General features: G+C 65.6%; 25 protein-coding genes and 1 pseudogene. 8 read left to right on the top strand and 18 right to left on the bottom strand.

Annotated elements, in window-relative coordinates:
* The first annotated feature begins 4 nt into the window (after positions 1-4).
* Both ACKI1H_RS23800 and recR read left to right on the top strand, forming a co-directional pair.
* Complete coding sequence (locus ACKI1H_RS23800) at positions 5-331, top strand: YbaB/EbfC family nucleoid-associated protein (RefSeq protein ID WP_045209089.1); 327 nt, start codon at positions 5-7, stop codon at positions 329-331.
* 132 nt (positions 332-463) lie between these two features.
* A complete protein-coding gene (recR, locus tag ACKI1H_RS23795; RefSeq protein ID WP_138521721.1) occupies positions 464-1,063 on the top strand; it encodes a recombination mediator RecR in 600 nt (199 codons plus the stop codon).
* 60 nt (positions 1,064-1,123) lie between these two features.
* On the opposite strand, the gene ACKI1H_RS23790 is transcribed toward recR, so the two are convergent.
* Complete coding sequence (locus tag ACKI1H_RS23790) at positions 1,124-1,567, bottom strand: rhodanese-like domain-containing protein (RefSeq protein WP_440466569.1); 444 nt, start codon at positions 1,565-1,567, stop codon at positions 1,124-1,126.
* 93 nt (positions 1,568-1,660) lie between these two features.
* On the opposite strand from ACKI1H_RS23790, the gene ftrA reads away from it, so the two are divergent.
* Together ftrA and ACKI1H_RS23780 are read left to right on the top strand one after the other, a co-directional pair.
* Positions 1,661-2,629 carry a transcriptional regulator FtrA gene (ftrA, locus tag ACKI1H_RS23785; protein WP_138521717.1) on the top strand — a complete coding sequence of 323 codons (969 nt, stop codon included), beginning with the start codon at positions 1,661-1,663 and terminating at the stop codon, positions 2,627-2,629.
* A gap of 75 nt (positions 2,630-2,704) precedes the next feature.
* On the top strand, positions 2,705-3,853 hold the full coding sequence (locus ACKI1H_RS23780; protein WP_138521715.1) for an acyl-CoA dehydrogenase family protein: 1,149 nt from the start codon (positions 2,705-2,707) through the stop codon (positions 3,851-3,853).
* Between the two features lie 95 nt (positions 3,854-3,948).
* Here the strand turns inward: ACKI1H_RS23780 and ACKI1H_RS23775 are convergent, their stop codons facing one another.
* Entirely contained in the window at positions 3,949-4,926 is a 978-nt protein-coding gene (locus ACKI1H_RS23775) for an AraC family transcriptional regulator (RefSeq protein WP_440466568.1), read from the bottom strand.
* A complete protein-coding gene (locus ACKI1H_RS23770; protein ID WP_440466567.1) occupies positions 4,926-5,459 on the bottom strand; it encodes an OsmC family protein in 534 nt (177 codons plus the stop codon). Before ACKI1H_RS23770 ends, ACKI1H_RS23775 begins: the two co-directional genes overlap by 1 nt.
* Before the next feature lie 180 nt (positions 5,460-5,639).
* Between ACKI1H_RS23770 and ACKI1H_RS23765 the strand changes: the two genes are divergently transcribed.
* The gene (locus tag ACKI1H_RS23765; protein ID WP_440466566.1) at positions 5,640-5,912 is read left to right on the top strand and encodes a DUF4242 domain-containing protein; all 273 of its coding nucleotides are present in this window, start codon (positions 5,640-5,642) and stop codon (positions 5,910-5,912) included.
* 28 nt (positions 5,913-5,940) lie between these two features.
* Complete coding sequence (locus tag ACKI1H_RS23760; RefSeq protein WP_440466565.1) at positions 5,941-6,753, top strand: class I SAM-dependent methyltransferase; 813 nt, start codon at positions 5,941-5,943, stop codon at positions 6,751-6,753.
* A gap of 94 nt (positions 6,754-6,847) precedes the next feature.
* Here the strand turns inward: ACKI1H_RS23760 and ACKI1H_RS23755 are convergent, their stop codons facing one another.
* Both ACKI1H_RS23755 and ACKI1H_RS23750 read right to left on the bottom strand, forming a co-directional pair.
* The gene (locus tag ACKI1H_RS23755; protein ID WP_138521705.1) at positions 6,848-7,738 is read right to left on the bottom strand and encodes an SDR family NAD(P)-dependent oxidoreductase; all 891 of its coding nucleotides are present in this window, start codon (positions 7,736-7,738) and stop codon (positions 6,848-6,850) included.
* Positions 7,735-9,326: pseudogene (locus ACKI1H_RS23750) on the bottom strand (flavin-containing monooxygenase). Before ACKI1H_RS23750 ends, ACKI1H_RS23755 begins: the two are co-directional and overlap by 4 nt.
* A gap of 76 nt (positions 9,327-9,402) precedes the next feature.
* Here ACKI1H_RS23750 and ACKI1H_RS23745 point away from each other — a divergent pair.
* Together ACKI1H_RS23745 and ACKI1H_RS23740 are read left to right on the top strand one after the other, a co-directional pair.
* Positions 9,403-10,098, top strand: coding sequence for a TetR family transcriptional regulator (locus tag ACKI1H_RS23745; RefSeq protein ID WP_440466564.1), 696 nt, complete (start codon positions 9,403-9,405; stop codon positions 10,096-10,098).
* Positions 10,099-10,126: 28 nt separating this feature from the next.
* Complete coding sequence (locus ACKI1H_RS23740; RefSeq protein WP_440466563.1) at positions 10,127-10,522, top strand: GFA family protein; 396 nt, start codon at positions 10,127-10,129, stop codon at positions 10,520-10,522.
* An 8-nt stretch (positions 10,523-10,530) separates the two neighbouring features.
* Here ACKI1H_RS23740 and ACKI1H_RS23735 read toward each other — a convergent pair whose 3' ends face one another.
* The 13 genes from ACKI1H_RS23735 to ACKI1H_RS23675 form a co-directional block, all read right to left on the bottom strand.
* The gene (locus tag ACKI1H_RS23735) at positions 10,531-10,830 is read right to left on the bottom strand and encodes a cyd operon YbgE family protein (RefSeq protein WP_440466562.1); all 300 of its coding nucleotides are present in this window, start codon (positions 10,828-10,830) and stop codon (positions 10,531-10,533) included.
* Positions 10,817-10,924 (bottom strand): cytochrome bd-I oxidase subunit CydX, encoded by a 108-nt coding sequence (gene cydX, locus ACKI1H_RS23730; protein WP_024763928.1) that lies wholly within the window; start codon positions 10,922-10,924, stop codon positions 10,817-10,819. Before cydX ends, ACKI1H_RS23735 begins: the two co-directional genes overlap by 14 nt.
* A gap of 12 nt (positions 10,925-10,936) precedes the next feature.
* On the bottom strand, positions 10,937-12,073 hold the full coding sequence (cydB, locus tag ACKI1H_RS23725; protein WP_440466561.1) for a cytochrome d ubiquinol oxidase subunit II: 1,137 nt from the start codon (positions 12,071-12,073) through the stop codon (positions 10,937-10,939).
* A gap of 10 nt (positions 12,074-12,083) precedes the next feature.
* On the bottom strand, positions 12,084-13,661 hold the full coding sequence (locus tag ACKI1H_RS23720) for a cytochrome ubiquinol oxidase subunit I (RefSeq protein ID WP_440466560.1): 1,578 nt from the start codon (positions 13,659-13,661) through the stop codon (positions 12,084-12,086).
* A complete protein-coding gene (cydP, locus tag ACKI1H_RS23715) occupies positions 13,658-13,864 on the bottom strand; it encodes a cytochrome oxidase putative small subunit CydP (protein ID WP_440466559.1) in 207 nt (68 codons plus the stop codon). Before cydP ends, ACKI1H_RS23720 begins: the two co-directional genes overlap by 4 nt.
* Positions 13,865-14,035: 171 nt before the next feature.
* On the bottom strand, positions 14,036-14,866 hold the full coding sequence (locus tag ACKI1H_RS23710; RefSeq protein WP_138521689.1) for a metal-dependent hydrolase: 831 nt from the start codon (positions 14,864-14,866) through the stop codon (positions 14,036-14,038).
* Between the two features lie 269 nt (positions 14,867-15,135).
* Complete coding sequence (locus tag ACKI1H_RS23705; RefSeq protein ID WP_138521687.1) at positions 15,136-15,684, bottom strand: adenine phosphoribosyltransferase; 549 nt, start codon at positions 15,682-15,684, stop codon at positions 15,136-15,138.
* Positions 15,685-15,799: 115 nt separating this feature from the next.
* A complete protein-coding gene (gene anr, locus ACKI1H_RS23700) occupies positions 15,800-16,534 on the bottom strand; it encodes a transcriptional regulator Anr (RefSeq protein WP_024763934.1) in 735 nt (244 codons plus the stop codon).
* Between the two features lie 258 nt (positions 16,535-16,792).
* Positions 16,793-18,175: an oxygen-independent coproporphyrinogen III oxidase gene (hemN, locus tag ACKI1H_RS23695; RefSeq protein ID WP_138521685.1), complete on the bottom strand. Its 1,383-nt coding sequence runs from the start codon at positions 18,173-18,175 to the stop codon at positions 16,793-16,795.
* A 72-nt stretch (positions 18,176-18,247) separates the two neighbouring features.
* Positions 18,248-18,973, bottom strand: coding sequence for a sulfite exporter TauE/SafE family protein (locus tag ACKI1H_RS23690; protein WP_440466558.1), 726 nt, complete (start codon positions 18,971-18,973; stop codon positions 18,248-18,250).
* The gene (gene ccoS, locus ACKI1H_RS23685) at positions 18,966-19,187 is read right to left on the bottom strand and encodes a cbb3-type cytochrome oxidase assembly protein CcoS (RefSeq protein WP_138521681.1); all 222 of its coding nucleotides are present in this window, start codon (positions 19,185-19,187) and stop codon (positions 18,966-18,968) included. Before ccoS ends, ACKI1H_RS23690 begins: the two co-directional genes overlap by 8 nt.
* 1 nt (position 19,188) lies before the next feature.
* Positions 19,189-21,666 (bottom strand): heavy metal translocating P-type ATPase, encoded by a 2,478-nt coding sequence (locus ACKI1H_RS23680; RefSeq protein ID WP_440466557.1) that lies wholly within the window; start codon positions 21,664-21,666, stop codon positions 19,189-19,191.
* Complete coding sequence (locus tag ACKI1H_RS23675; RefSeq protein ID WP_138521677.1) at positions 21,663-22,208, bottom strand: FixH family protein; 546 nt, start codon at positions 22,206-22,208, stop codon at positions 21,663-21,665. The genes ACKI1H_RS23680 and ACKI1H_RS23675 overlap by 4 nt, the downstream gene beginning before the upstream one ends.
* Positions 22,209-22,304 lie beyond the last annotated feature (96 nt).

Raw genomic sequence — 22,304 nt, 5'->3', positions numbered from 1 at the left:
CGAGATGATGAAAGGTGGCATGGCCGGCCTGATGAAGCAGGCCCAGCAGATGCAGGAAAAGATGCAGAAGATGCAGGAAGAGCTGGCCAACGCCGAAGTGACCGGTCAATCCGGCGCCGGCCTGGTGAGCGTGGTGATGACCGGTCGCCACGACGTCAAGCGTGTCTCCCTGGATGACAGCCTGATGCAGGAAGACAAAGAAATCCTCGAAGACCTGATCGCCGCCGCGGTGAACGACGCCGTGCGCAAGATCGAGCAGAACAACCAGGACAAGATGTCCGGCATGACCGCCGGTATGCAACTCCCGCCCGGCTTCAAGATGCCTTTCTGATCCAGGCATCCTGCTGACCTGTAGGAGCGAGCTTGCTCGCGAACGCTCTTCTGGCCCTGGTGGCTGGGCGGGCTTCGCGGGCAGGCTCGCTCCTACAGTCGTTCTAACCCTCCCGAAACCCGAGACTGCCCCATGAGCTTCACGCCGCTGATCCGCCAACTGATCGATGCCCTGCGCACCCTGCCCGGAGTGGGACAGAAGAGTGCCCAGCGCATGGCGCTGCAGCTGCTGGAGCGCGACCGCAGCGGCGGTCTGCGTCTGGCCCAGGCGCTGACCCAGGCGATGGAGGGCGTCGGACATTGCAAGCAGTGCCGCACCCTGTCGGAAGACGAGTTCTGCCCGCAATGCACCGATCCGCGCCGCGATGACAGCCTGCTGTGCGTGGTGGAAGGCCCGCTGGACGTGTTCGCCGTCGAGCAGACCGGCTACCGCGGCCGCTACTTCGTGCTCAAGGGACACCTGTCGCCGCTGGACGGCCTCGGGCCGGAAGCCATCGGCATTCCCGAGCTGGAAGCGCGGATCAAGGCCGGCCATTTCAGCGAGATCATCCTGGCCACCAACCCCACGGTGGAGGGTGAGGCGACGGCCCACTACATCGCTCAGTTGCTCGGCGGCGGCGATCTGGTGCTGTCGCGCATCGCCCATGGCGTGCCGTTGGGCGGCGAGCTTGAACTGGTGGATGGCGGCACGCTGGCCCACGCCCTGGCGGGGCGTCGGCCTATCAGCAGCTGACAGGCCAACCAGAAGGATTCGAGCAAGGCCGGAGACATTCCGGCCTTGTTGTTTCTGCGATCAACAGGCGCAAAAAAGACCTGTTCCGTCAGTCCGCAGCGCTTCACCCGTCGCACCGACCAGCACCAGCCCCTCATCCAGCCAGCCGGCCACTCCGCCAATCATTTCCTTCACCGGCAAACCCAGTGCCGCGAGCTTCGCAGCAGCACGGTGCACACCGTTGCAGTGCGGCCCGGCGCAGTAGACGACGAACAGGGTGCCCGGTAGGAACTGCGCCATACGCCGCGCGTCGATCTCCCGTGTCGGCAGGTTCAGCGCGCCGGGCACATGGCCGCGGGCGAAGGCGGCGGCGTTTCGCACATCGAGCAGGACGAAATCCTGTTCGCCGTGCTGCAGGGCGTCGTTCACATCCGAGCAGTCGGTCTCGAAGGCCAGGCGATGGCTGAAGTGGGCAAGGGCGTCGGCGGGCAGGGCGGCGGGGAACTGGCTGACGAGGCTGGGCATGCTGGGGCTCCTGTGGAAGACAGGGCTACTGTAAGGCGGGGCAAAAGCCGGCTACAGTGGCGGCCTGGACAGTGATCGGAAGTTTTCTGCCAAATGCCGCGCAATCCCCTGGAAGTCGCCGTTCTCGCCTACGACGGCCTGTGCACCTTCGAATTCGGCATCGCCGTGGAGATCTTCGGCCTGCCGCGCCCCGAGTTCGAATTCCCCTGGTACAGCCACCGGGTCGTTGCCGTGGACGACGGACCGATGCGGGCATTGGGTGGCATCCGCGTGCTGGCCGACGGTGGGGTGGAGTCACTCGACACGGCGGGCACCGTCATCGTGCCGGGCTGGCGTGACCGCGACGAGGCGCCGTCCGCAGAGCTGGTGCAGGCGTTGCGCAAGGCCCATGACGAAGGCGCACGGTTACTGTCGATCTGCTCCGGGGTCTTCGTCCTCGCCGCCACGGGATTACTGGATGGCCAGCGGGCGACCACGCACTGGCGCTACGCCGAGGAGCTGGCGACGCGCTTCCCGGCCATCGAAGTCGATGCCCAGGTGCTCTATGTGGATGTCGGGCAACTGATCACCTCTGCCGGCAGCGCAGCCGGCATCGATGCCTGCCTGCACCTGGTGGCGCGGGACTTCGGCGCGCAGGTGGCCAATACCGTGGCGCGGCGGCTGGTGATGTCGCCGCAGCGCGGCGGCGGTCAGGCGCAGTTCATCCCCGCACCGGTGGCGCAGGCGCCCAGGCATGACCTCGCGGGGCTGCTGGATTGGGCCCGGCAACGGCTGCACCGGTCGATCGCCGTCGGTGAGCTGGCGAGCCGCATGGCCATGAGCGAGCGCACCTTCCTGCGCCGTTTCAGCGAGGCGACGGGGATGACGCCCAAGGCCTGGTTGCAGCACGAGCGCATGCTGCGCGCCCGCGAATTGCTGGAAAGCAGCGCCGACAGTGTGGAGCGGATAGCCGAGCAATGCGGCTTCGGCACCGTGGAAAGCTTCCGCAATGCCTTCCGGGGTGCGGCGGGCGTGGCGCCTTCGGCGTACCGCGAGCGGTTCGGGACGGCGCATCTGTCCTAGCCGATGGCAGGTGTCTCGCCTTGAAAACCAAGCAAGCGCTCGGTAAGTTTCAGTCAAATCATCTGGAGCCTTGCCATGTCCGTGTTCGCCGAGTACTTCGATGACAGCCACCGCCTGGTTCGCGACAGCGTGCGACGCTTCGTCGAGCGTGAAATCCTCCCCCACGTCGCCGATTGGGAGGAGGCCGAGGAGTTTCCCCGCGAGCTGTACCGCAAGGCGGGCGAGGCCGGCATCCTCGGCATCGGCTATCCCGAGGCGCTGGGCGGCAGCCATGAAGGCGACCTGTTTGCCAAGGTAGCGGCCAGCGAAGAACTGATGCGCTGCGGTTCCGGCGGTCTTGTGGCCGGGTTGGGCTCGCTGGATATCGGCCTGCCGCCACTGATCAAGTGGGGCCGCCCGGAGCTGCGCGAGCGCATCGCACCGCAGGTGCTGACCGGCGAGAAGATCATGGCGCTGGCGGTCACCGAGCCGTCCGGCGGCTCCGACGTAGCCAGCCTGAAGACTCGGGCCGTGCGCGACGGCGACCACTACCGCGTGAGCGGCAGCAAAACCTTCATCACCAGCGGTGTACGCGCCGACTACTACACCGTCGCCGTGCGCACCGGCGGCGATGGCTTCGGTGGCGTCAGCCTGCTGCTGGTGGAGAAGGGCACGCCCGGTTTCACCGTGAGCCGCAAGCTGAAGAAGATGGGCTGGTGGGCATCCGACACCGCCGAGCTGTTCTTCGATGACTGCAAGGTGCCGGTGGAGAACCTTATCGGCGCGGAGAACATGGGGTTTGCCTGCATCATGGCGAACTTCCAGAGCGAGCGTCTGGCGCTGGCAATCATGGCCAACATGACCGCGCAGCTGGCGTTGGACGAGGCGCTGGCCTGGAGTCGCGAGCGTGAAGCCTTCGGCAAGCCCGTCGGCAAGTTCCAGGTGCTCAAGCACCGGCTGGCGGAGATGGCCACCCAGGTGGAAGTGTCCCGCGAGTTCACCTACCGCCAGGCGGCGAAGATGGCGGCGGGCAAGAGCGTGATCAAGGAAATCTCCATGGCCAAGAACTTCGCCACCGACGTGGCCGACCGGGTGACCTACGACGCGGTGCAGGTGCTGGGCGGCATGGGCTACATGCGCGAGAGCCTGGTGGAACGGCTGTACCGCGACAATCGCATCCTCTCCATCGGCGGCGGCACGCGAGAGATCATGAACGAGATCATCGCCAAGCAGATGGGGTTGTAGCTGCGCTGGCGGGAAGTTTTTTTGTAGGAGCGAGCTTGCTCGCGAACGCTTTCCCGCGATTCCAGTGTCAAGTGGGTTCGCGAGCAAGCTCGCTCCTACGAATAGCCGGGGCGGGCGGTGGCGGCCTGGCCGCGCCGCCAGGCCGCTGGCGGGCAGCCGTATTCACGGCGAAAGGCGCGGCTGAAGGCGGTGTCCGTCTGATAGCCGACGTCTTCGGCAATCCGCGCCAGCGGAGCGTTGCTGCCGCGCAGCAGATTGGCGGCCAGCAGCATGCGCCACTGGGTGAGGTACTGCATCGGCGGGCAGCCGACGAATTGCTGAAAACGCTCGGCCAGCACCGAGCGCGAGGTGCCCGAGCAGCGTGCCAGCTCTTCCAGGCTCCAGGCGTGAGCGGGTGACTGGTGCAGGGCGCCGAGGGCATTGCCGACGATGCGGTCGTGCAGCCCGGCCAGCCATCCGCTGCGCTCCTCACCTTGCTCCTCCATGTACAGACGCAATACTTCGATGAACAACACCTCTGCCAGCTTGGCCAGTACGCCCGCGCCGCCAGGGCGCGGCGAGCGCGCCTCGGCCAGCGCGTAGCGCACCGAGGACTCGAGCCAGGCGCCGGCCGCCGAACCCCGCACGTTGACCTTCACCAGCGCTGGCAGTCCCGCAAGCAGGAGCCTTGCCAGGCGTGCGTCGCAGGCAAGGTAGCCGCACACCAGGCGAGTCGTCGCGCCACCTCCGCCATAGGCCAGCTGGCGCGGGCGACGGGCCAGGACGGCATCCAGCCGCGCGCCGGTGGCGGGTGGGACGCCGGGCTTCGAAGTCATGCGGTGGGCGTGGCCCTGGGGAAAGATCACCGCGTCACCGGCGATCAGTTTCACTGGCTCGGCCTTGCCCATCTCGACGAAGCATTCACCCTCGGTAATCAGGTGGAAGATCACCACCTGCTCGGCGCCCGGCTCCAGCAGGCCGACCACCGAATCGGCGCGCGGCGACTGGTAGCACCAGGGCGCAGTGAAGCGCGCATTGATGAAGATCGCACCGACCAGCCGCACCACCCGCAGGGTTTCGGAGAGTGCGTCCATCAGGCAGGACCGGTGTCGATGTCCAGTTGGACCGGTATGGCGTCGCGAAAGGCGGCGACCATCGGCGACAGGCGAATGGCCTCGCTGACCAGTTCCCGCAGCTGTTCGTCCGGCACCTGCGCCGCGGCGATTCGCACCTGCAGACGGGCTTGCGTGGGACCCGGCGAGGCGGGCTGGCCATCCTCCCGGCTGAGCCCCAGCAGGCCATGCACGTCGGTGATGGAACCGACCTCGGCTTCCAGCTTCTGCAGTGCGACACCGGTCTCGTTGGCCAGCATGGCGATGCGCGTCACCGCGCAGGAGGCCATGGCGGCGCGCAGCAGCCAGCCGGGGCTGACCCGCTCGCCGTCGCCGCCCAGTTCACGGGGCAGATCGGTGTGGATGACGTTGCCGTCCGGGTGTCGGGTGTGGGTCTTGCCCGCGCCTTCCCATTGCGCGATGGCGGGGGTTTCCTCCACCAGGGCAACGCCGGGTCGCTGCTGTACCAGGCGAGTCAGACGCTGCTGGGCGGCGAGGATGCTTTCCGAGCTCATGGCCGATCCCTCCGGGCGGGCATTTCTCGGATTTTGCGCGCGAAAGCGAGGCGGCAAGCGCCGGCCGGACGATCGGGCAGGGAACGCCGACGCTGGAGCAGGACGTCCTCAGGCGCCAGGAGCAGCATGAAGGTGCGGGATGTCGCGGTACCCGCACTATCCCACCCTATGGAGAGTGTCATGCCGAAGTTCGTTATCGAGCGCGAGATCCCCGGCGTCGGAGCCCTGTCCGAACGCGATTTCAAGGCCGTCGCGCAGAAGTCCTGCCAGGTGCTGAGCCAGTTGAGTCCCCAGGTGCAGTGGCTGCACAGCTACGTGCTCGCTGATCGCATCTACTGCCTGTACATCGCCCCCGATGAGGCCGCCGTGCGCGAGCACGCCCGCCTGGGCGGCTTCCCGGCCAACCGGGTGTCGCAGGTTGTCACCACCCTGGATCCGACCACCGCCGAATAAGGCGCCTCGACGCCTGGAGAACAACAAGATGAATGCCCCTGTTGACTTCGATGCCCTGAAACAACGCCAGATGGCCACCTGGGCCAGCGGCGACTACGCCGTGATCGGTACCACCCTGCAGATCGTCGGCGAACGCCTGGCCGAGGCTTGCGACCTGCGCTGCGATGAGCGCGTGCTGGATGTGGCCGCCGGCAATGGCAATGCCACCCTGGCGGCGGCCCGCCGAGGTTGCCGGGTCGTTTCCACGGACTACGTGCCGCGCCTGCTGGAACTGGGTGCCGAGCGGGCCCGTGCTGAACACCTGGCCGTGGAATTCCGCGAGGCCGATGCCGAGGCGTTGCCTTTCGAGCCCGGCAGTTTCGATGCGGTGGTTTCCACCTTCGGCGTTATGTTTACCCCGGATCAACCCAAGGCGGCGGGTGAACTCGCGCGGGTCTGCCGTGCTGGAGGCCGCATAGGCCTGGCCAACTGGACGCCGGAAGGCTTCATCGGCCAGGTGTTCAAGGTGTTGTCGGGTTACATCCCGCCAGCGTCAGGTGTGCGTCCACCATCGGGCTGGGGGCGCGAGGAGTACCTGCACGAACTGTTCGGCGACTCGGTCAGCGAGTTGCGCGCAACCCGGCAGACCTTCAACTTCCGCTATCGCTCGGCGGCACACTTCCTGGAAGTGTTCCGCACCTGGTACGGGCCGGTACACAAGGCGTTTGCCTCGTTGCCTGAGGCGGATGCGGCAGCGCTGGAGCGTGACCTCACGCAGTTGCTGGAGCGTAGCAACCGTGCCGGTCCGGCGTCGCTGGTGATCCCCAGTGAATACCTGGAGGTGGTGGCGGTCCGCCGCTAGTTGAAAATCGGCAAGAAAAAAACGGCGCCCATCCGGGGGTAAGGGGGATGGGCGCCGGCCCGACAGGGAAAAAGGGACTCGTTGTGGCAGAGCGTTACTTGGCCTCGTAACCCTCCGCGCCCGGCTTGCGCTTGGGTTTGGGCGCAAAGCGCTTGGCCAGCTTCATGCTGCCGGTGACCACCTTCTGGTACCAGACTGGCAGCAGGCGCAGCATCACGTCGATGGCGTGGGCATCCGGACCGATCAGGATGCGCCGCGAATCGCGTTCCACGCCGCGGATGATCACCTGCGCGGCCTTCTGCGGGGTGGTGCGCAGCAGCTGGTCGTTGAACTGGGTGCGGGCAGCTTCCGCGTTCTGCCCGGTGACCTTGACCATGCTGTCGTTCATCCGCGCAGTCTTGGCGATGTTGGTCTTGATCCCGCCGGGGTGCACGCAACTGGCGGAGACGCCGCCGCGTTCCATGTCCAGTTCCTGGCGCAGCGACTCGGTGAAGCCGCGCACGGCGAACTTGGTGGCGTTGTAGGCGCTCATCCCCGGCTGGGAGAACAGGCCGAACACGCTGGATACGTTGACGATGTGGCCGTCACCGGAAGCCTTCAGGTGCGGCAGGAAGGCCTTGGTGCCGTAGACCACGCCCCAGAAGTTGATGTTGGTGATCCACTCGTACTCTTCGTAGTCGCTGGCTTCCACGGTGCCGGCATGGGCGACGCCGGCATTGTTGAACACCAGGTTGACCTTGCCGTGCTCGCGGGCGGCCTTGTCGGCCCAGGCGTGCACCTGCTCGCGGTCGGCGACGTTCACCGTATCGATGGAGACGCGCACGCCGGTGGAGGAGAGCAGCTGGCGGGTTTCTTCCAGGCCGGCGGCATTCACGTCCGCCAGGGCCAGGTGGCAGCCACGGGAGGCCAGCTCCACGGCGAGTGCGCGGCCGATGCCGGAGCCTGCGCCGGTGATGGCGGCGACCTTGTTCTCGAAGTTCTTCATGCCGGCACCTCTTCTGCGTGGCGTTGGGGTTGGACGACAGGGCTGGACAGCGGCTTGGACTTCAAATGATAGGCGCTGGGGTCGAACTGGCTGGTCAGCGCCCGGAAGCGCCAGGTGAAGCCTGGCCACAGGGTGCAGTTGCGCCCGCTCACGGGGTGCAGGTACCAGCTCTTGCAGCCGCCAGTGTTCCACACGCTGTGGTTGAGGCCGCGCTGCAGCTTCTCGTTCCAGCGCTCCTGCACTTCCTGCTTCACTTCGACGCTCTGCAGCTCGCGGCGGTCCATCAGCTTGATGGCGCCCAGCACGTAGGCGATCTGCGATTCGATCATGTAGACCATCGAGTTGTGGCCCAGGCCGGTGTTCGGGCCCATGAGGAAGAACAGGTTGGGGAAGCCACGGGTCATGGTGCCCTTGTAGGCTTCCGGGCCATTCTTCCAGGTGTCGAGCAGGTCCACGCCACCCTTGCCGAACACCACGCCGCGGGGGATCGGGTCGTTGGCGGTGAAGCCGGTGCCGAAGATGATGGCGTCCACCTGGCGCTCGCGGCCATCGCTGGTGATGATGCTGCTGGCCTTGATCTCGCGGATGCCGTCGACGATCACCGAGGCGTTGGAAGACGCCAGCGCTGGATAATAGTTGTGCGACATGAGCACGCGCTTGCAGCCGATGGTGTAGTCCGGGGTCAGCTTGCGGCGCAGGTCCGGGTCCTTCACCTGCTGGCGGATGAAGCGCTCGGCCAGTTTGCCCACCAGTTTCATCGCCCAGGGCGCGAAGGTGAAGCCCAGTACGCGGCCTTCGAGCATGCTGTAGAGCGCGCCGCGCCAGAGTTTCTGTACCGCCGGGAAGTGGCGGAAGCGCGCGCGTTCCTTCTCGCTGATGGCGCGGTCCGGCTTGGGCAGGATCCACGGCGCGGTGCGCTGGTAGAGGTCGAGCTTGGCCACCAGCGGCTGGATTTCCGGGACGAACTGGATGGCCGAGGCGCCGGTGCCGATCACCGCCACGCGCTTGCCCTTGAGGTCGTAGTCATGGTCCCACTGCTGCGAGTGGAAGGCCTTGCCCTGGAAGTTCTCCAGGCCCTTGAGCGCCGGGATCGACGGGATCGACAGGGCGCCCATGCCGGAGACCACGGCCTTGGCGGTGTAATGGTTACCGGCGGCGTCGAACAGGTGCCAGAGCTGCTGTTCGTCGTTCCATTCGAAGCGCGCCATCTCGGTGTTGAGCAGCGTCTTGTCTTCCAGGCGGTACTTCGCCCAGCACTTCTCCAGGTACGCGCGGATTTCCGGCTGGCGGGCGAACATGCGCGTCCAGTCCGGGTTCGGCTCGAAGGAGAAGGAGTAGACGTGGGATTGCACGTCGCAGGCGCAGCCCGGGTAGTTGTTGACCCGCCAGGTGCCACCGACGCCGGCATCCTTCTCGAACAGCAGGAAGTCGTTCTCGCCTTCCTGCTTCAGGCGTATCGCCATGCCCAGCCCGGAAAACCCGGTGCCGATGATGGCGACCTTGCAGTGTCTGGGGGCAGTCTTTGGTTGGGTACTCACAACCGTACTCATGGCCACGCTCCTGTTATGATTATTGCTGGCGTATACAACTGTCTACGTGGTGAAATGTAGACATCTGTATACCGCAGGAACAACCAACCTTAGGTGGGGCCGGGTAACACACTCATGGAAATCGGACAGGAAGAACGGCCAACGGAAGCCGCCGGCAAGCGCGCGCTGATCGATGCGGCGCTGCGCCTGGCGGCCAGCCGGCGCAGCCTGAGCAGCCTGGGGCTGCGGGAACTGGCGCGGGAAGCGGGGCTGAACCCGAATACCTTCTACCGGCACTTCGGCGATGTGGACGATCTGGGGCTGGCGATCATCCGCGACATCGCCACCCAACTGCGCCAGCCGCTTCGTGACCTGCGCCGAGAAGCGGCCGAGCGTGCACAACCGGGGGAGGGCACGGCCAGCGTGCCTTTCGGCCTGGACCTGGAGCGCGGCCAGCGGGTGACACGGGAGACGGTGCGGCTGTTCTTCGACTTCGTGGAAGGCAACCCGCAGGCTTTCATCATTGGCGTGCGCGAACTGCATGGGCCGTCGCCGGTGTTGCGCGAGGCGTTGGCGCGGGTGATGGATGAGTTCGGCGAGGACATGGCCGAGGACATTCGCCAGTTTCACCTGCTGCCGGACATTGACGAGAACGAGCTGAACCAGCTGTCGCGGCTGATCAGCCGGCAATTGTTCCAGCAGTCGCTGGATTACCTGGAGCGTCCGCCGGAGCAGCGCGGGGAAGTCTGCGCCCTGGCCGAGCGACAAATCCTGTTGCTCTTCACCGGCGTCGCGGTGCTGCAGACCTTCGGCATGCTGGCTAGGCTGTGATGCTTCTGCCGCTCAGTGGAGGCCTGCCATGTTGTCTTTGCCCCTTTTCGGCGGCTGCGCCTGTGGCGCGGTGCGCTACCGGGTGGATGCCGAGCCGGAAGAGACCGGCTATTGCCATTGCCGCCTCTGCCAGAAATCCAATGCCGCGCCAGCGGTGCCCTGGGCCGTGATTCCGCTGACGGGCTTCGCTTACATCACTGGCGAGCTGGGGATGTGGCGTTCGAGCGAAGAGGGTGAGCGCCGCTTCTGCGTGAAGTGCGGCACGCCCATGGAGTTCCGTGTGCGCGATGGCGAGACGGTGGGGCTCAACACCGTGACCCTGGACGAGCCGGAGCTGATCAAGCCGCAGTGCCATGTGTGGTGCTCGTCGCAGTTGTCCTGGTTCGACACGGTGGATGACCTGCCGCGTCGTTCCGAGGGTTGAGCCCGCCGCTACAGGCCCAGTTGTGCCTTCAGCAGCAGGGCGTAGCCCAGCGCCATCAAGCTCCAGCCGCACAGCGGCCCGAACAGCCAGCGCCAGGGCAGGCTGCGGGGGTCGAAGCCGACCCCATGCACGAAGCCTGCGCTGACGCCGAGCATCGCCAGCATCAGCAGTCCGTGGCTGTAGCGGCCCTGGGTGTCGAGCATGGCGGCGGGGTGGATCAGCAGGACCAGCGCCAGGGGAGCCGCCAGCAGCAGCGACAGCGTGCGGCTGGCAGGATGGCGCAGCAAGGGGGCGTCAGTCGTCGTCACTGTCCAGGTCCTGGGTGGTTTCCAGCCACAGCGCGTTGATGATGCCGAAGCTGCAGGCGAGCAGAACGCCGAGAATCCAGGTGAAATACCACATGCGGTCGCTCCTTCAGTAGAGGCCGTGGGAGTTGGCTTCGATGTGCTTGCGGGTCAGGCGGCCCCACATCTTCACGTAGCCCCACAGCGTGTAGCAGAGGATCAGCGGCACGAAGATGCAGGCCACGACGAACATGATGCCCAGGGTCTTGTGGCTGGACACCGCGTCCCACACGGTGAGGCTTGCCGCTGGGTTCTCGCTGGAGGGGAAGATGAAGGGGAACAGTGCGAAGCCCGCTGTACACAGGGTGCCGATGATCGCCAGCGCGCTGCCCAGGAAGGTCAGGCCGCCGCGTCCGCCGCTGGCCGATGCCAGCGCCAGCAGGCCGCCGAGAATGCCGACGATGGGGGCGGCGATGGTCGCCGGATAAGCATGGTAGTTGGCCAACCAGCCGGCGTTGGACAGCGCGACCTCCTTGTTCAGCGGGTTCATGACCGCATTGCCGTCGATGCTCGAGAGCAGGGCGAAGCCGTTCATGCCCAGGCTGACCCAGACCCCTGCGCCGATGAAGCTCACCAGGTACACCAGTGCACACAGTTGGGCTGCACGTCGCGCCCGCTCGGCCAGTTCACCGTCGGTGCGCAGCATCAGCCAGGCGCCGCCATGCAGGCAGAGCATACTCAGGCTGACCACCCCGGCGAGCAGGGCGAAGGGGTTGAGCAAAGCGAAGAAGCTGCCGTGGTAGGACGGTCGCATCAGCTCGTCGAGGGTGAAGGGCAGGCCCAGGAACAGGTTGCCGAAGGCTACGCCGAATACCAGCGCAGGGACGAAGCCGCCGACGAACAGGGCCCAGTCCCAGACATTGCGCCAGCGCTGGTTCTCCAGCTTGCTGCGGTAGTCGAAGCCGACGGGGCGGCAGAACAGGGCGAAGAGCACCAGCAGCATCGCCCAGTACAACCCGGAGAAGGCCGTGGCGTAGACCATCGGCCAGGCGGCGAAGAGGGCACCGCCGGCGGTGATGAACCAGACCTGGTTGCCGTCCCAGTGCGGGGCGATGGTGTTGATCGCCACGCGGCGTTCACTGTCGGTCTTCGCCACGAAGGGCATCAGCGCCATGGCGCCCATGTCGAAGCCATCGGTCAGGGCGAAGCCGATCAGCAGCACGCCGATCAGCACCCACCAGGTCAGTTTCAGCGTTTCGTAGTCCATGGTCGTCTCCTTACGCCGTGGCCGTGCCGGTGGCGGCATGGCCCTGCTCGAAGTGGTAGCGGCCGGTGTGCAGGCTGGACGGGCCGAGGCGGGCAAACTTGATCATCAGGTACATCTCCACCACCAGCAGCAGGCTGTAGAAGGCGATCAGCGCCAGCAGCGACCCCCATACATCGCCCGTGCTGAGACTGGAGGCGGACAGGTGCACCGGCAGCACTTCACCGATGGACCAGGGCTGTCGGCCGTGCTCGGCGACGTACCAGCCAGTCTGCGCGGCGAGCCAGGGCAGCGGCAGGCTCCACAGTGCCCACTTGAGCAGCCAGCGCTTGCGCTCTTCGTTCTTGCGCGCCGAGGCATAGAACGCACAGGCGAACAGAGCCAGCATGAGGAAGCCGCAAGCGACCATGATGCGGAAGCTGAAGAACAGGGTGAACACATCGGGAATGGTGTCCAGGGTGGCCAGGCGGATCTGCTCCTCGCTCGCGTCCACCACGTCAGGCGTGTACTTCTTCAGGAGCAGGCCATAGCCGAGGTCGTTCTTTACCTGGTTGAACTGGGAAAGGGTGGCTTCGGACTTGTCGCCGCCACGCAGCTTCTGCAGCAGCGAATAGGCGACCATGCCGTTGCGGATGCGTGCCTCGTGCTGTACCAGCAGGTCCTTGATGCCGGTGACCTCCTTGTCCAGCGAGCGGGTGGCGATCAGGCCCAGTACATAGGGGATCTTGATCGCGTAGTCGGTGCGCTGCTCCTCCTGGTTGGGCAGGCCGATCAGGGTGAAGCCGGCCGGAGCGGGGTGGGTTTCCCATTCGGCCTCGATGGCGGCCAGCTTGGTCTTCTGCACGTCACCGATCTCGTAGCCCGACTCGTCGCCAAGGATGATTACCGAAAGGATCGACGCCAGGCCGAAGGCCGAAGCAATAGCGAAGGAGCGCCGAGCGAAGCCCTGGTCGCGGCGCTTGAGCAGGTAGTAGCTGGAGATGGCGAGAACGAAGATCGCGCCGGTGACATAACCGGCGGCCACGGTGTGGACGAACTTGACCTGGGCTACCGGGTTGAACAGCAGCGCGCCGAAGTCGGTCAGCTCCATACGCATGGTCTCGAAGTTGAACTCCGCGCCCACCGGGTTCTGCATCCAGCCGTTGGCGATCAGGATCCACAGCGCCGACAGGTTCGAGCCCAGCGCGACCAGCCAGGTGACGGCCAGGTGCTGGACCTTCGAGAGCCGATCCCAGCCAAAGAAGAACAGACCGATGAAGGTGGACTCGAGGAAGAACGCCATCAGTCCTTCGATGGCCAGCGGCGCGCCAAAGATGTCACCGACGTAGTGGGAGTAATAAGCCCAGTTGGTACCGAACTGGAACTCCATGGTCAGCCCGGTGGTGACCCCCAGCGCGAAGTTGATGCCGAACAGCTTGCCCCAGAACTGGGTCATGTCCTTGTACACCTGCTTGCCGGTCATCACGTAGACCGACTCCATGATCGCCAGCAGGAAGGCCAGGCCAAGCGTCAGCGGCACGAACAGGAAGTGGTACATGGCGGTCATCGCGAACTGCAGGCGCGACAGGTCGACCACGGCTTCGGAAATCATCGGGCGCTCTCCTTCTCGGCTTCGCTCGGGCGGTTGTCGCCGAGCAGGTGCTGGCTGGTGACGCGGGAGCCGTCGGCAGGGACGGTGGGTTGGTCGAACCAGACGGCCTTGATGGCCAGCAACAGGGCCAGTTTGATCAGCAGGATGATGGCCAGCTCACGGACGAGCGGGACCTTCCACGGGGAGGGGGGTTGGGCGGGCATCTAACCTCCTTGGCTCGCAATTCGAGACGTGGTTCTGCTTGAACTGCGCGTTCCATTGGGCTCCAGAAACCCTGCTCAGTGTAGTGACTGGTTGTCGCGGCGCGCGGTGAAAAATGAAAAACGCCAGGCGATGCCTGGCGTTTTCCGAAATTGAGCGAGGTTTGGCGGGGTTCAGCCGGCGAAGTCCAACTGCTCTTTCCAGCGGGATTCCAGCGCCTTGGTGTCGTGGTCGAAGGGATGGAAGCCGGGTCGGAAGTAGTCCAGCCACGGGCGGATCAGGTTGACGAAGTAACCGCGGCGGGGATGCAGCAGCACGCCCAGGCCGTGTTTCCAGCTACGCCAGTTGAACAGCTGGCCGTCGCGGCGCAGCAGGTTGATCTGGAAGCCGGCGATGACGCCGAGGAAAATCCCGGTGGTCAGCAGCATCACTGCGGTACGGGTGAAGTAGCCACCATAGACCTGCTGGTAGACGTCGTAGGCCACCGCCTTGTGCTCGTTCTCCTCGACGGCGTGCCACATCCACAGCTTGTACATCTTGTCCGACTTCATCTGGCTGCTCAGGTCTTCACGCTTGAGCAACTGCTCGGCCATGGTCGCGGTGAAGTGTTCCAGGGCGCAGGTGATCGCCAGCTGGTGTTTCTTGGTGGTGACCTTGCTGATGGACTCGAGCAGCACCTTGATGCGCAGTTCCAGGGTCTCCAGGTCGATGCCGTGCTCGTCGGCGTACTCGTTGTAGGCCGCGTGCTCCTTGGAGTGCATGGCTTCCTGGCCGATGAAGGCGCTGACGTCCTTCTGCAGTTGCGGGTCCTGGATGCGCTCGCGCACGGCGCGCACGCTGTCGACGAAGAACTTCTCGCCGTAGGGGAACAACGAGGACAGGTTGTTCATGAAGTGGGTCATGAAGGGCTGCCCGTCCCACCAGTATTTCGGCGTTTCACTGAAGCTGAAATCCATGCGGCGGACCGGGAAGTTGGCGCGAATCGGCGTGGTGCTGGCGTTCATGACTAACTCCTTGTTGTTGTGCGGGCGAACGGTGCGCGGCAGGTGCGCTGACCCGGCAAGCCCTGTCGTTAGTGCTCGATGCCACCTTCGACTGTGTCATCGGTTGATGTCATGTTCGGAGTCTTGTCGGACAATCGCCAGGTCATTTCCGGCCGTACCTGGGTCGGATCAGGCCAAAGGGGGGGCGACCAGTCATTGGATGGGGCGTTGCCGCGAACGCCGGAAACGAAAACGGGCGCCGCAGCGCCCGTTGTCTGGAACAGCGCCGATCAGGCTTCGTCGAGGGCGAAGGCAGTCAGGCTGTAAGTGGGGATCTGTGCGTCATTGAGCTTGGTCGAACCGCCCAGCTCCGGCAGGTCGATGATTGCGGCAGCCTCGAATACGCTGGCGCCCATGCGGCGCACCAATTGGGCTGCAGCCAGCAGGGTACCGCCGGTGGCGATCAGGTCATCGAAGATCAGCACGCTGTCACCCTCGCACAGGCTGTCGGCGTGGACTTCCAGCAGGGCTTCGCCGTACTCGGTCTCGTAGGCCTGGGCCAGCACGTCGGCCGGCAGCTTGCCGCGCTTGCGGAACAGCACCAGGGGCTTGTTCAGCTCGTAGGCGATGATCGAACCGATCAGGAAGCCGCGCGCATCCATGGCGCCAATGTGGGTGAAATCGGCCTCGACATAGCGCTGGATGAAGCTGTCGGCGACGAAACGCAGGGCTCGCGGCGACTGGAACAGCGGGGTGATGTCGCGGAACATGACGCCGGGCTTGGGAAAGTCGGGAACGGCACGGATCACGGACTTCAGGTCGAGTTGGTTGAGGATCATGCTGGATGTGCACCTGATGCAGTTTTTGCAGAGGCCAAAGTATAACGGGCCCGCCGTGTGGCGAGCCCGTTTTCGATGACCGGAAAGTCAACCTGTTGGTCAGCTTTCGTGTCTGTCAGCTTTCCAGCTGGCCGCCCGCCAGCGCGCACAGCTCGATGGAGTCGAGGATGTGCACTTCCTTGCCTTCGGCGGCGATCAGGCCGTTCTGCTGGAAACGGGTGAACACGCGGGAGACGGTTTCCACCGCCAGGCCCAGGTAGTTGCCGATCTCGTTGCGCGACATGGCCAGGCGGAATTGCTGGGCGGAGAAGCCACGGGCGCGGAAGCGCGCGGAGAGGTTTACCAGGAAGGTGGCGATGCGCTCGTCGGCGGTCTTCTTCGACAGCAGCATCATCATCTGCTGGTCATCGCGGATCTCGCGGCTCATCACTCGCAGCAGCTGGCGGCGCAGTTGCGGCAGTTGCTCGGACAGCTCGTCCAGGCGTTCGAAGGGAATCTCGCAGACCGAGGTGGTTTCCAGGGCCTGGGCCGAAACCGGGTAGCTCTCGGTGTCCATGCCGGACAGACCGACCAGCTCGCTGGGCAGGTGGAAGCCGGTGATCTGCTCTTCGCCGCCGTCGGTGATGCTGAAGGTCTTCAGCGCGCCCGAGCGCACGGCGAAGACGGAGCCGAAGGCATCGCCCTGGCGGAACAGGAATTCGCCTTTCTTCAGCGGTCGGCCTCGTTTGACGATTTCATCGAGGGCGTCCATGTCGCTGTGGTTCAGCGACAGGGGCAGGCAGAGGGGAGCCAGGCTGCAATCCTTGCAGTGCGCCTGGGGCAGGGCGCGCACTTTGATGGTTTCGGCCATGAGTGTTCCTTGAGTGGGATGGCACACAAAAACCAAGGGTACCGCAGACCGCAAGTCGCGCGCCAGTTGGCGACCTGTCTGAATCGCTGCTTCCAGCGATGGGGATGAGGGTTTCGTAGGGGTTGTAGCGGTCTCGAATCCTTTCGAAAAGTACCGGTTCAGGGCTGTTTCTACACTCGGGGACCAGGGACATATCCTGTAGCAAAGGGTGCGACAGTTGGCCCTGTACCGTCGGTCGTGCGGAGGGGAACCTGCGGGTCAGATGACCCGCGAGAAGCGTTGCAGGTTCTGCATCGGCAGGTAACGGTCGAACAGCATGCACAGCGAGCGCACCAGCAACCGGCCGGAAGCGCTGACGTCGATACCGCGTGGGCCGAGGGTGATCAGGCCGTCTCGGGCGAAGCGTTCGAGGTCGTCCCAGATTTCCGCGAAGTAGCCGCGGAAGTCGATGTTGTAGAGATCCTCGATGTCCTCGAAGTCCAGCTGGAAGTGGCAGATCAGCTGCTGGATCACCGCGCGGCGGATCAGGTCGTCCTTGTTGCAGTGCAGGCCGCGCCGGGTGGCGAGCTGGCCCTGGTCGAGGGTGTTCTGGTAGTCCGCGATGTCATTGCTGTTCTGGCAGTAGAGGTCGCCGATCTGGCTGATCGAGGACACCCCAAGGCCGACCAGGTCGCAGTGACCGTGGGTGGTGTAGCCCTGGAAGTTGCGCTGCAGGGTGCCGTCTTCCTGGGCCATCGCCAGCTCGTCGTCCGGCAGGGCGAAGTGGTCCATGCCGATGTAGCGGTACCCGGCGGCTTCCAGTTGCTCGGTGGTGCGTTGCAGCATCTCCAGCTTCTGTCCGGGGGAGGGCAGGTCCTCGGCCTTGATCCGCCGCTGGGGTGGAAAGCGCTCGGGGAGGTGCGCGTAGTTGAACACGGACAACCGGTTGGGCTGCAGAGCGATGACCTGCTCGACGGTGCGGGCGAAGGTGTCCGGGGTCTGCCGGGGCAGGCCGTAGATCAGGTCGATGTTGATCGAGCGGAATTGCAGCGTGCGCGCCGCGTCGATGATGGCGCGGGTCTCGTCGAGGCTCTGCAGGCGGTTGATCGCCTGCTGCACTTCCAGGTTGAAGTCCTGCACGCCGATGCTGGCGCGGTTGAAGCCCAGCTCGCGGAGCAGGCCCATGGTCGACCAGTCGGCCTCGCGCGGGTCGATCTCGATACCGTAGTCGCCGAAGTCGCCCTCGACGAAATGGAAGTGAGTGCGCAGTTGCGCCATCAGTTCGCGTAGCTGGCCAGGGCTCAGGAAGGTCGGGGTACCTCCGCCGAAATGCAGTTGCTCGACTGGCTGCTGGCGGCCCAGGTGACGGCTGACGATCTCGATTTCGTGGATGAGACGGGCGAGGTAGGGGGCGCTGCGGCCACGATCCTTGGTGATGACCTTGTTGCAGGCGCAGTAGTAACAGATGTTCGCGCAGAACGGGACGTGCACGTAGAGCGAGAGCGGCCGTTGCGCCTTCTGGCTATCGCGCAGCGCGTGCAGCAGGTCGAAGGGTCCGACTCCTTCGTGGAACTGCACGGCTGTGGGATAGGAGGTGTAGCGCGGGCCGGACAGATCGTATCGGCGTATCAGATCTGCGTCCCAGCGAATATTGTCGAGCATGCCGATGTTCCCCGGTGGCGAGCTTTTCCTGCGCAGTCTAGGGAGAGTCCGACAGAGGCCTGTTGACCTGTATCAAGCGGCTTTATGGTGTGCTTGCGCGGCACTGGCGTGCATATCGTGGCCCATGATCCAGGCCTGGTGCGGGCCAGGCAGGGTCCAAAGGCCGAAGAGGATCACCAGGATGCCGCCGGCCATGCGTACGCTGCGCTTGCGCAGCAGGGCGGTGATGCGCTCGGCGGCGAGCCCCGTGGCGAGCAGTACCGGCCAGGTGCCCAGGCCGAAGGCGAGCATCAGCAGCGCGCTGTCCACCGCCGAACCCTGGCTGGTGGCCCAGAGCAGGGTGCTATAGACCAGCCCGCAGGGCAGCCAGCCCCAGAGCGCGCCCAGCAGCAGTGCGCGCGGCACCGTGGCGACCGGCAGCAGGCGGCTGGCGAAGGGCTGGATGTGCTTCCACAGACCGCGGCCCAGGGCTTCGATGCGGGTCAGGCCGCTCCACCAGCCGGCCAGGTACAGGCCCATGGCGATCAGCAGCAGGCCGGCGATCACCCGCAGCGCCGAAGCGAAGGGCGTACGCGCCACAGCCCAGCCGGCGATGCCGAGCAGCAGGCCGGCGCAGGCGTAGCTGAGGATGCGTCCGAGGTTGTAGGCCAGCAGCAGGCGCAGGCGGCGGGCGCGCTGCTCCGGTGGAATGGCCATGGTCAGTGCGCCCATCAGGCCGCCGCACATGCCCAGGCAGTGACCGCCGCCAAGCAGGCCGAGGATCAGCGCCGACGCCAGTAGCGGCGCCAGATCAGGCATCGCGCTTGTCCTGCTTCTGGCTGGTGCGCGCGTCGTCACCCTCGGCTTCGTCGATGCCGGCCTGGTGCTTGGGGTCTTCGTCGTCGAACAGGATGCTGTGGGCGGGCCCGTCCATGTCGTCGTACTGGCCGCTGTTCACTGCCCAGAAGAAGATCGCGATGCAGATGCCGACGATCACCACCGCGACCGGAATCATGATGTAGAGAGCGGGCATTTCAACTCCGTGGCAGCGCTTGTGCCGCTTGTGGGGCGGCGGGCAGGGCGGTGGTTGCTGGCGGGGCGCCGGCGCCCTTTGGCAGCCGGGTCAGGCGCAGGGCGTTGAGCACCACGGTCAGCGAACTGATCGACATGCCCACCGCAGCCCACACGGGCGTGATCCAGCCCAGGGCGGCGAAGGGCAACATCAGCCCATTGTACAGCCCCGCCCAGATCAGATTCTCGATGATTACCCGGCGCGTGCGCCGGGCCAGGCCGAAGGCCTGCACCACGCTGTCCAGGCGGTTGGACAGCAGCACAGCGTCGGCGCTGGTCTTGGCGAGGTCCGTGGCCGAACCCATGGCGACGCTGATGTCGGCGGCGGCCAGCACGGGAACGTCATTCACGCCGTCACCCAGCATCAGCACGCGGTGGCCTTGTTGGTGCAGCTGACGGAGGACTTCCAGCTTGTCGTCCGGGCGCAGGCCGCCGCGGCAGTCGTCGATGCCCAGCTCGGCGGCGACGCGGCCGACCATGGGTGAACTGTCGCCGGAGAGCAACAAGGTGCGCCAGCCTCGGGCGCGACAGGCATCGAGGAGGTCGGCAGCATCCTCGCGGATGCGGTCGTCCAGCACCAGCCAGGCGAGGGGGCCGCTTTCATCACCCAGCAGCAGCCACTGTCCGGGCTCCTGCGGATGCTGTGGCGCTTCGCTGCCGCCCAGGACGCAGACGAAGGACGGCTCGCCGATCCGCAGGCGGTGCTCGCCAACGCGGCCTTCCAGGCCCAGGCCGGGATGGCTCTCAACGTTTTCCGCCGGTTGCGGTGCGCGGCCGAAGGCGCGGGCGATGGGGTGTTCGGAGCGGTTCTCCAGAGCGGCGGCGAGGGCCAGGCAGGCATCGCTGTCCAGCGCGCCCAGCGGCCGGACTGCACGCAGCGTCAGGCGGCCTTCAGTGAGAGTGCCGGTCTTGTCGAAGATCACCGTGTCGATATGGTTCAGGCCCTCCAGCACGTGGCCGCGGGTTACCAGCAGGCCGAGCTTGTGCAGGCTACCGGTGGCGGCGGTCAGTGCGGTCGGCGTGGCCAGGGACAGCGCGCATGGGCATGTTGCCACCAGCATCGCCAGGACCACCCAGAAGGCGCGGGAGGCGTCGTGTTGCCACCAGAACAGGCCGACCAAGGCAGCGAGCACCAGCAGGGCAATGAGGAACCACTGCGCGGCCTTGTCGGCGAGCTCGGCGAGGCGCGGTTTATCCGACTGGGCGCGTTCGAGCAGGCGGACGATGGCGGACAGGCGACTGTCACCGCCCAGCGCCTTGACCTGCACGGTCAGCGGGCCTTCGACATTCAGGGTGCCGCCGGTGACGCTGTCGCCGCTCTGGCGCGGTTGCGGCAGGTATTCGCCGGTGAGCAGGGACTCGTCGACGCTGGACTGACCTTCGAGAATCAGACCGTCGGCGGGAACTACGGCGCCGGGTTGCACAAGCACGCGGTCGCCGATGTTCAGTTCGCTGAGCAGTACGCGGCTGCTCTGGCCGCTGTCGTCCAGGCGCAGGCAGGACGCGGGCAGCAGGTTGACCAGTTGTGCGGTCGCTGCGGCGGTTCGTTCGCGGGCGCGGCGTTCGAGGTAGCGGCCGGCGAGCAGGAACAGGGCGAACATGCCCACGGCGTCGAAGTACAGATCGCCATGGCCGGTAATGGCGGTCCAGATGCCGGCCAGATAGGCGCCGCCGATGGCCAGGGAGACCGAGACATCCATGGTCAGGTGGCGGGTGCGCAGGTCGCGTATGGCGCCACGGAAGAACGGCTGGCAGGAGTAGAAGACGATGGGTGTGGTGAGGAACATCGCCACCCAGCGCAGGATCTCGTGCAGTTCGGGGCTCAGGTCGATGTTGAATTCCGGCCAGGTGGCCATGGTCGCCATCATCGCCTGGAACCACAGCAGGCCGGCGACGCCCAGCTGGCGCAGGGACTTTCGATTTTCCTGGTGCAGCTGCTCGGCAGCGCGGTCGGGCTGGAAGGGATGGGCGGCGTAGCCGATCTTGCGCAGCTCGGCGAGCAGTTCGCTCAGCGGCAGATCGCTGTCGGACCAGCGCACGTGCAGGCGGTGGTTGGACAGGTTGAGGCCGGCCTCGGTGACGGCAGGCAGGCCCTTCAGATGCTTTTCGATCAGCCAGCCGCAGGCGGCGCAGCTGATGCCTTCCATGATCAGCGTGGTCTCGGCCAGTTCGCCCTGGTGCTGGACGAAGGGCTGCTGCACGTCGGGGCGGTCGAACAGCTTCAGCTCATCGGCGAGCTGTTCGGGCAGGGCATCCGGGTTGGGCGCGGCTTCGGTGCGGTGGCGGTAATAGCCTTCCAGGCCGCCGGCGACGATGGCTTCGGCCACGGCCTGGCAGCCGGGGCAGCAGAATTCGCGGGATTCGCCCAGGACGGGCGCAACGAAGCGGCTGCCGGGTGGAACCGGCAGCGCGCAGTGGTAACAGAGCAGCGGGGCGCTCATGGGCGCTCGGCTTCATCTCCGCTGAGGGGCTCGTCGCCGAGGTCGAAGGAACCGCCCGGGGCGACCTTCTCTTCCTCGAACAGACGCCAGGTCTTGCCGTTCTCCTCGCCGAGCAGCTCAACGAAGCGGCGACCCTTCACGGCGGCGTCCAGGCTGGCGGTGTAACGGCCTGGCTCGGCAGGGGCAGCGCGCAGCTCCAGATGCTTGTCCTGGGACTCCAGGGTAGGGGAGAGCAGGTTGAGGGTGAGCGTGGCAGGGCGGCTGTTGCCAGTGAGGCGCAGGTCCACTTCGCCAGTCAGCTCGTCGAAGCTGATCTTGGCGCGCAGCTTGAGTTCCTGGGCGAGGTGCTCGCGGTCGAGGGAGCGGTTGATGCCCTTGCCAGCCTCGTAATAGTTGTCGCTGACCAGGGAGTCCTGGTTGTTCACGGCGATGTTGACCATCGTGAGGCTGAGGAAGATCGAGGTGGCCAGCATGGCGATGATGATCCACGGCCAGAGGTGCTTGTACCAGGGTTCCACGGGTGTCTTCATGGCCGATTGCATGGTCTCTTTTCTCTCGCTGGCAGCGCCGCCAGGGGCGCTGCCCGGTGAAGGGGCGGGCAAATTCTACGTGCTTCGGTCGGTACTGGCACCCCATGC

The sequence above is a fragment of the Pseudomonas sp. YH-1 genome (genome assembly GCF_051990045.1).
GTDB classification, from domain to species: domain Bacteria; phylum Pseudomonadota; class Gammaproteobacteria; order Pseudomonadales; family Pseudomonadaceae; genus Pseudomonas; species Pseudomonas nicosulfuronedens.
The sequence above is the reverse complement of the archived record's forward strand: the minus strand, read 5'-3'. Positions and strand labels throughout refer to the sequence as shown.

Coding starts and splice junctions, on each gene's coding strand:
- ACKI1H_RS23780 (WP_138521715.1), top strand. CDS start 2,705: ATGTCCGTGTTCGCCGAGTACTTCGATGACAGCCACCGCCTGGTTCGC.
- cydP (WP_440466559.1), bottom strand. CDS start 13,864: ATGCCCGCCCAACCCCCCTCCCCGTGGAAGGTCCCGCTCGTCCGTGAG.
- ACKI1H_RS23675 (WP_138521677.1), bottom strand. CDS start 22,208: ATGCAATCGGCCATGAAGACACCCGTGGAACCCTGGTACAAGCACCTC.
- anr (WP_024763934.1), bottom strand. CDS start 16,534: ATGGCCGAAACCATCAAAGTGCGCGCCCTGCCCCAGGCGCACTGCAAG.
- ACKI1H_RS23765 (WP_440466566.1), top strand. CDS start 5,640: ATGCCGAAGTTCGTTATCGAGCGCGAGATCCCCGGCGTCGGAGCCCTG.
- ACKI1H_RS23800 (WP_045209089.1), top strand. CDS start 5: ATGATGAAAGGTGGCATGGCCGGCCTGATGAAGCAGGCCCAGCAGATG.
- ACKI1H_RS23680 (WP_440466557.1), bottom strand. CDS start 21,666: ATGAGCGCCCCGCTGCTCTGTTACCACTGCGCGCTGCCGGTTCCACCC.
- ccoS (WP_138521681.1), bottom strand. CDS start 19,187: ATGCCCGCTCTCTACATCATGATTCCGGTCGCGGTGGTGATCGTCGGC.
- cydX (WP_024763928.1), bottom strand. CDS start 10,924: ATGTGGTATTTCACCTGGATTCTCGGCGTTCTGCTCGCCTGCAGCTTC.
- ACKI1H_RS23720 (WP_440466560.1), bottom strand. CDS start 13,661: ATGATTTCCGAAGCCGTGGTCGACCTGTCGCGCCTGCAGTTCGCGATG.
- ACKI1H_RS23790 (WP_440466569.1), bottom strand. CDS start 1,567: ATGCCCAGCCTCGTCAGCCAGTTCCCCGCCGCCCTGCCCGCCGACGCC.
- ACKI1H_RS23775 (WP_440466568.1), bottom strand. CDS start 4,926: ATGGACGCACTCTCCGAAACCCTGCGGGTGGTGCGGCTGGTCGGTGCG.
- ACKI1H_RS23705 (WP_138521687.1), bottom strand. CDS start 15,684: ATGATCCTCAACCAACTCGACCTGAAGTCCGTGATCCGTGCCGTTCCC.
- hemN (WP_138521685.1), bottom strand. CDS start 18,175: ATGCTCGACAATATTCGCTGGGACGCAGATCTGATACGCCGATACGAT.
- cydB (WP_440466561.1), bottom strand. CDS start 12,073: ATGGACTACGAAACGCTGAAACTGACCTGGTGGGTGCTGATCGGCGTG.
- ftrA (WP_138521717.1), top strand. CDS start 1,661: ATGCCGCGCAATCCCCTGGAAGTCGCCGTTCTCGCCTACGACGGCCTG.
- ACKI1H_RS23745 (WP_440466564.1), top strand. CDS start 9,403: ATGGAAATCGGACAGGAAGAACGGCCAACGGAAGCCGCCGGCAAGCGC.
- ACKI1H_RS23770 (WP_440466567.1), bottom strand. CDS start 5,459: ATGAGCTCGGAAAGCATCCTCGCCGCCCAGCAGCGTCTGACTCGCCTG.
- ACKI1H_RS23740 (WP_440466563.1), top strand. CDS start 10,127: ATGTTGTCTTTGCCCCTTTTCGGCGGCTGCGCCTGTGGCGCGGTGCGC.
- ACKI1H_RS23710 (WP_138521689.1), bottom strand. CDS start 14,866: ATGAACGCCAGCACCACGCCGATTCGCGCCAACTTCCCGGTCCGCCGC.
- ACKI1H_RS23690 (WP_440466558.1), bottom strand. CDS start 18,973: ATGCCTGATCTGGCGCCGCTACTGGCGTCGGCGCTGATCCTCGGCCTG.
- ACKI1H_RS23760 (WP_440466565.1), top strand. CDS start 5,941: ATGAATGCCCCTGTTGACTTCGATGCCCTGAAACAACGCCAGATGGCC.
- recR (WP_138521721.1), top strand. CDS start 464: ATGAGCTTCACGCCGCTGATCCGCCAACTGATCGATGCCCTGCGCACC.
- ACKI1H_RS23755 (WP_138521705.1), bottom strand. CDS start 7,738: ATGAAGAACTTCGAGAACAAGGTCGCCGCCATCACCGGCGCAGGCTCC.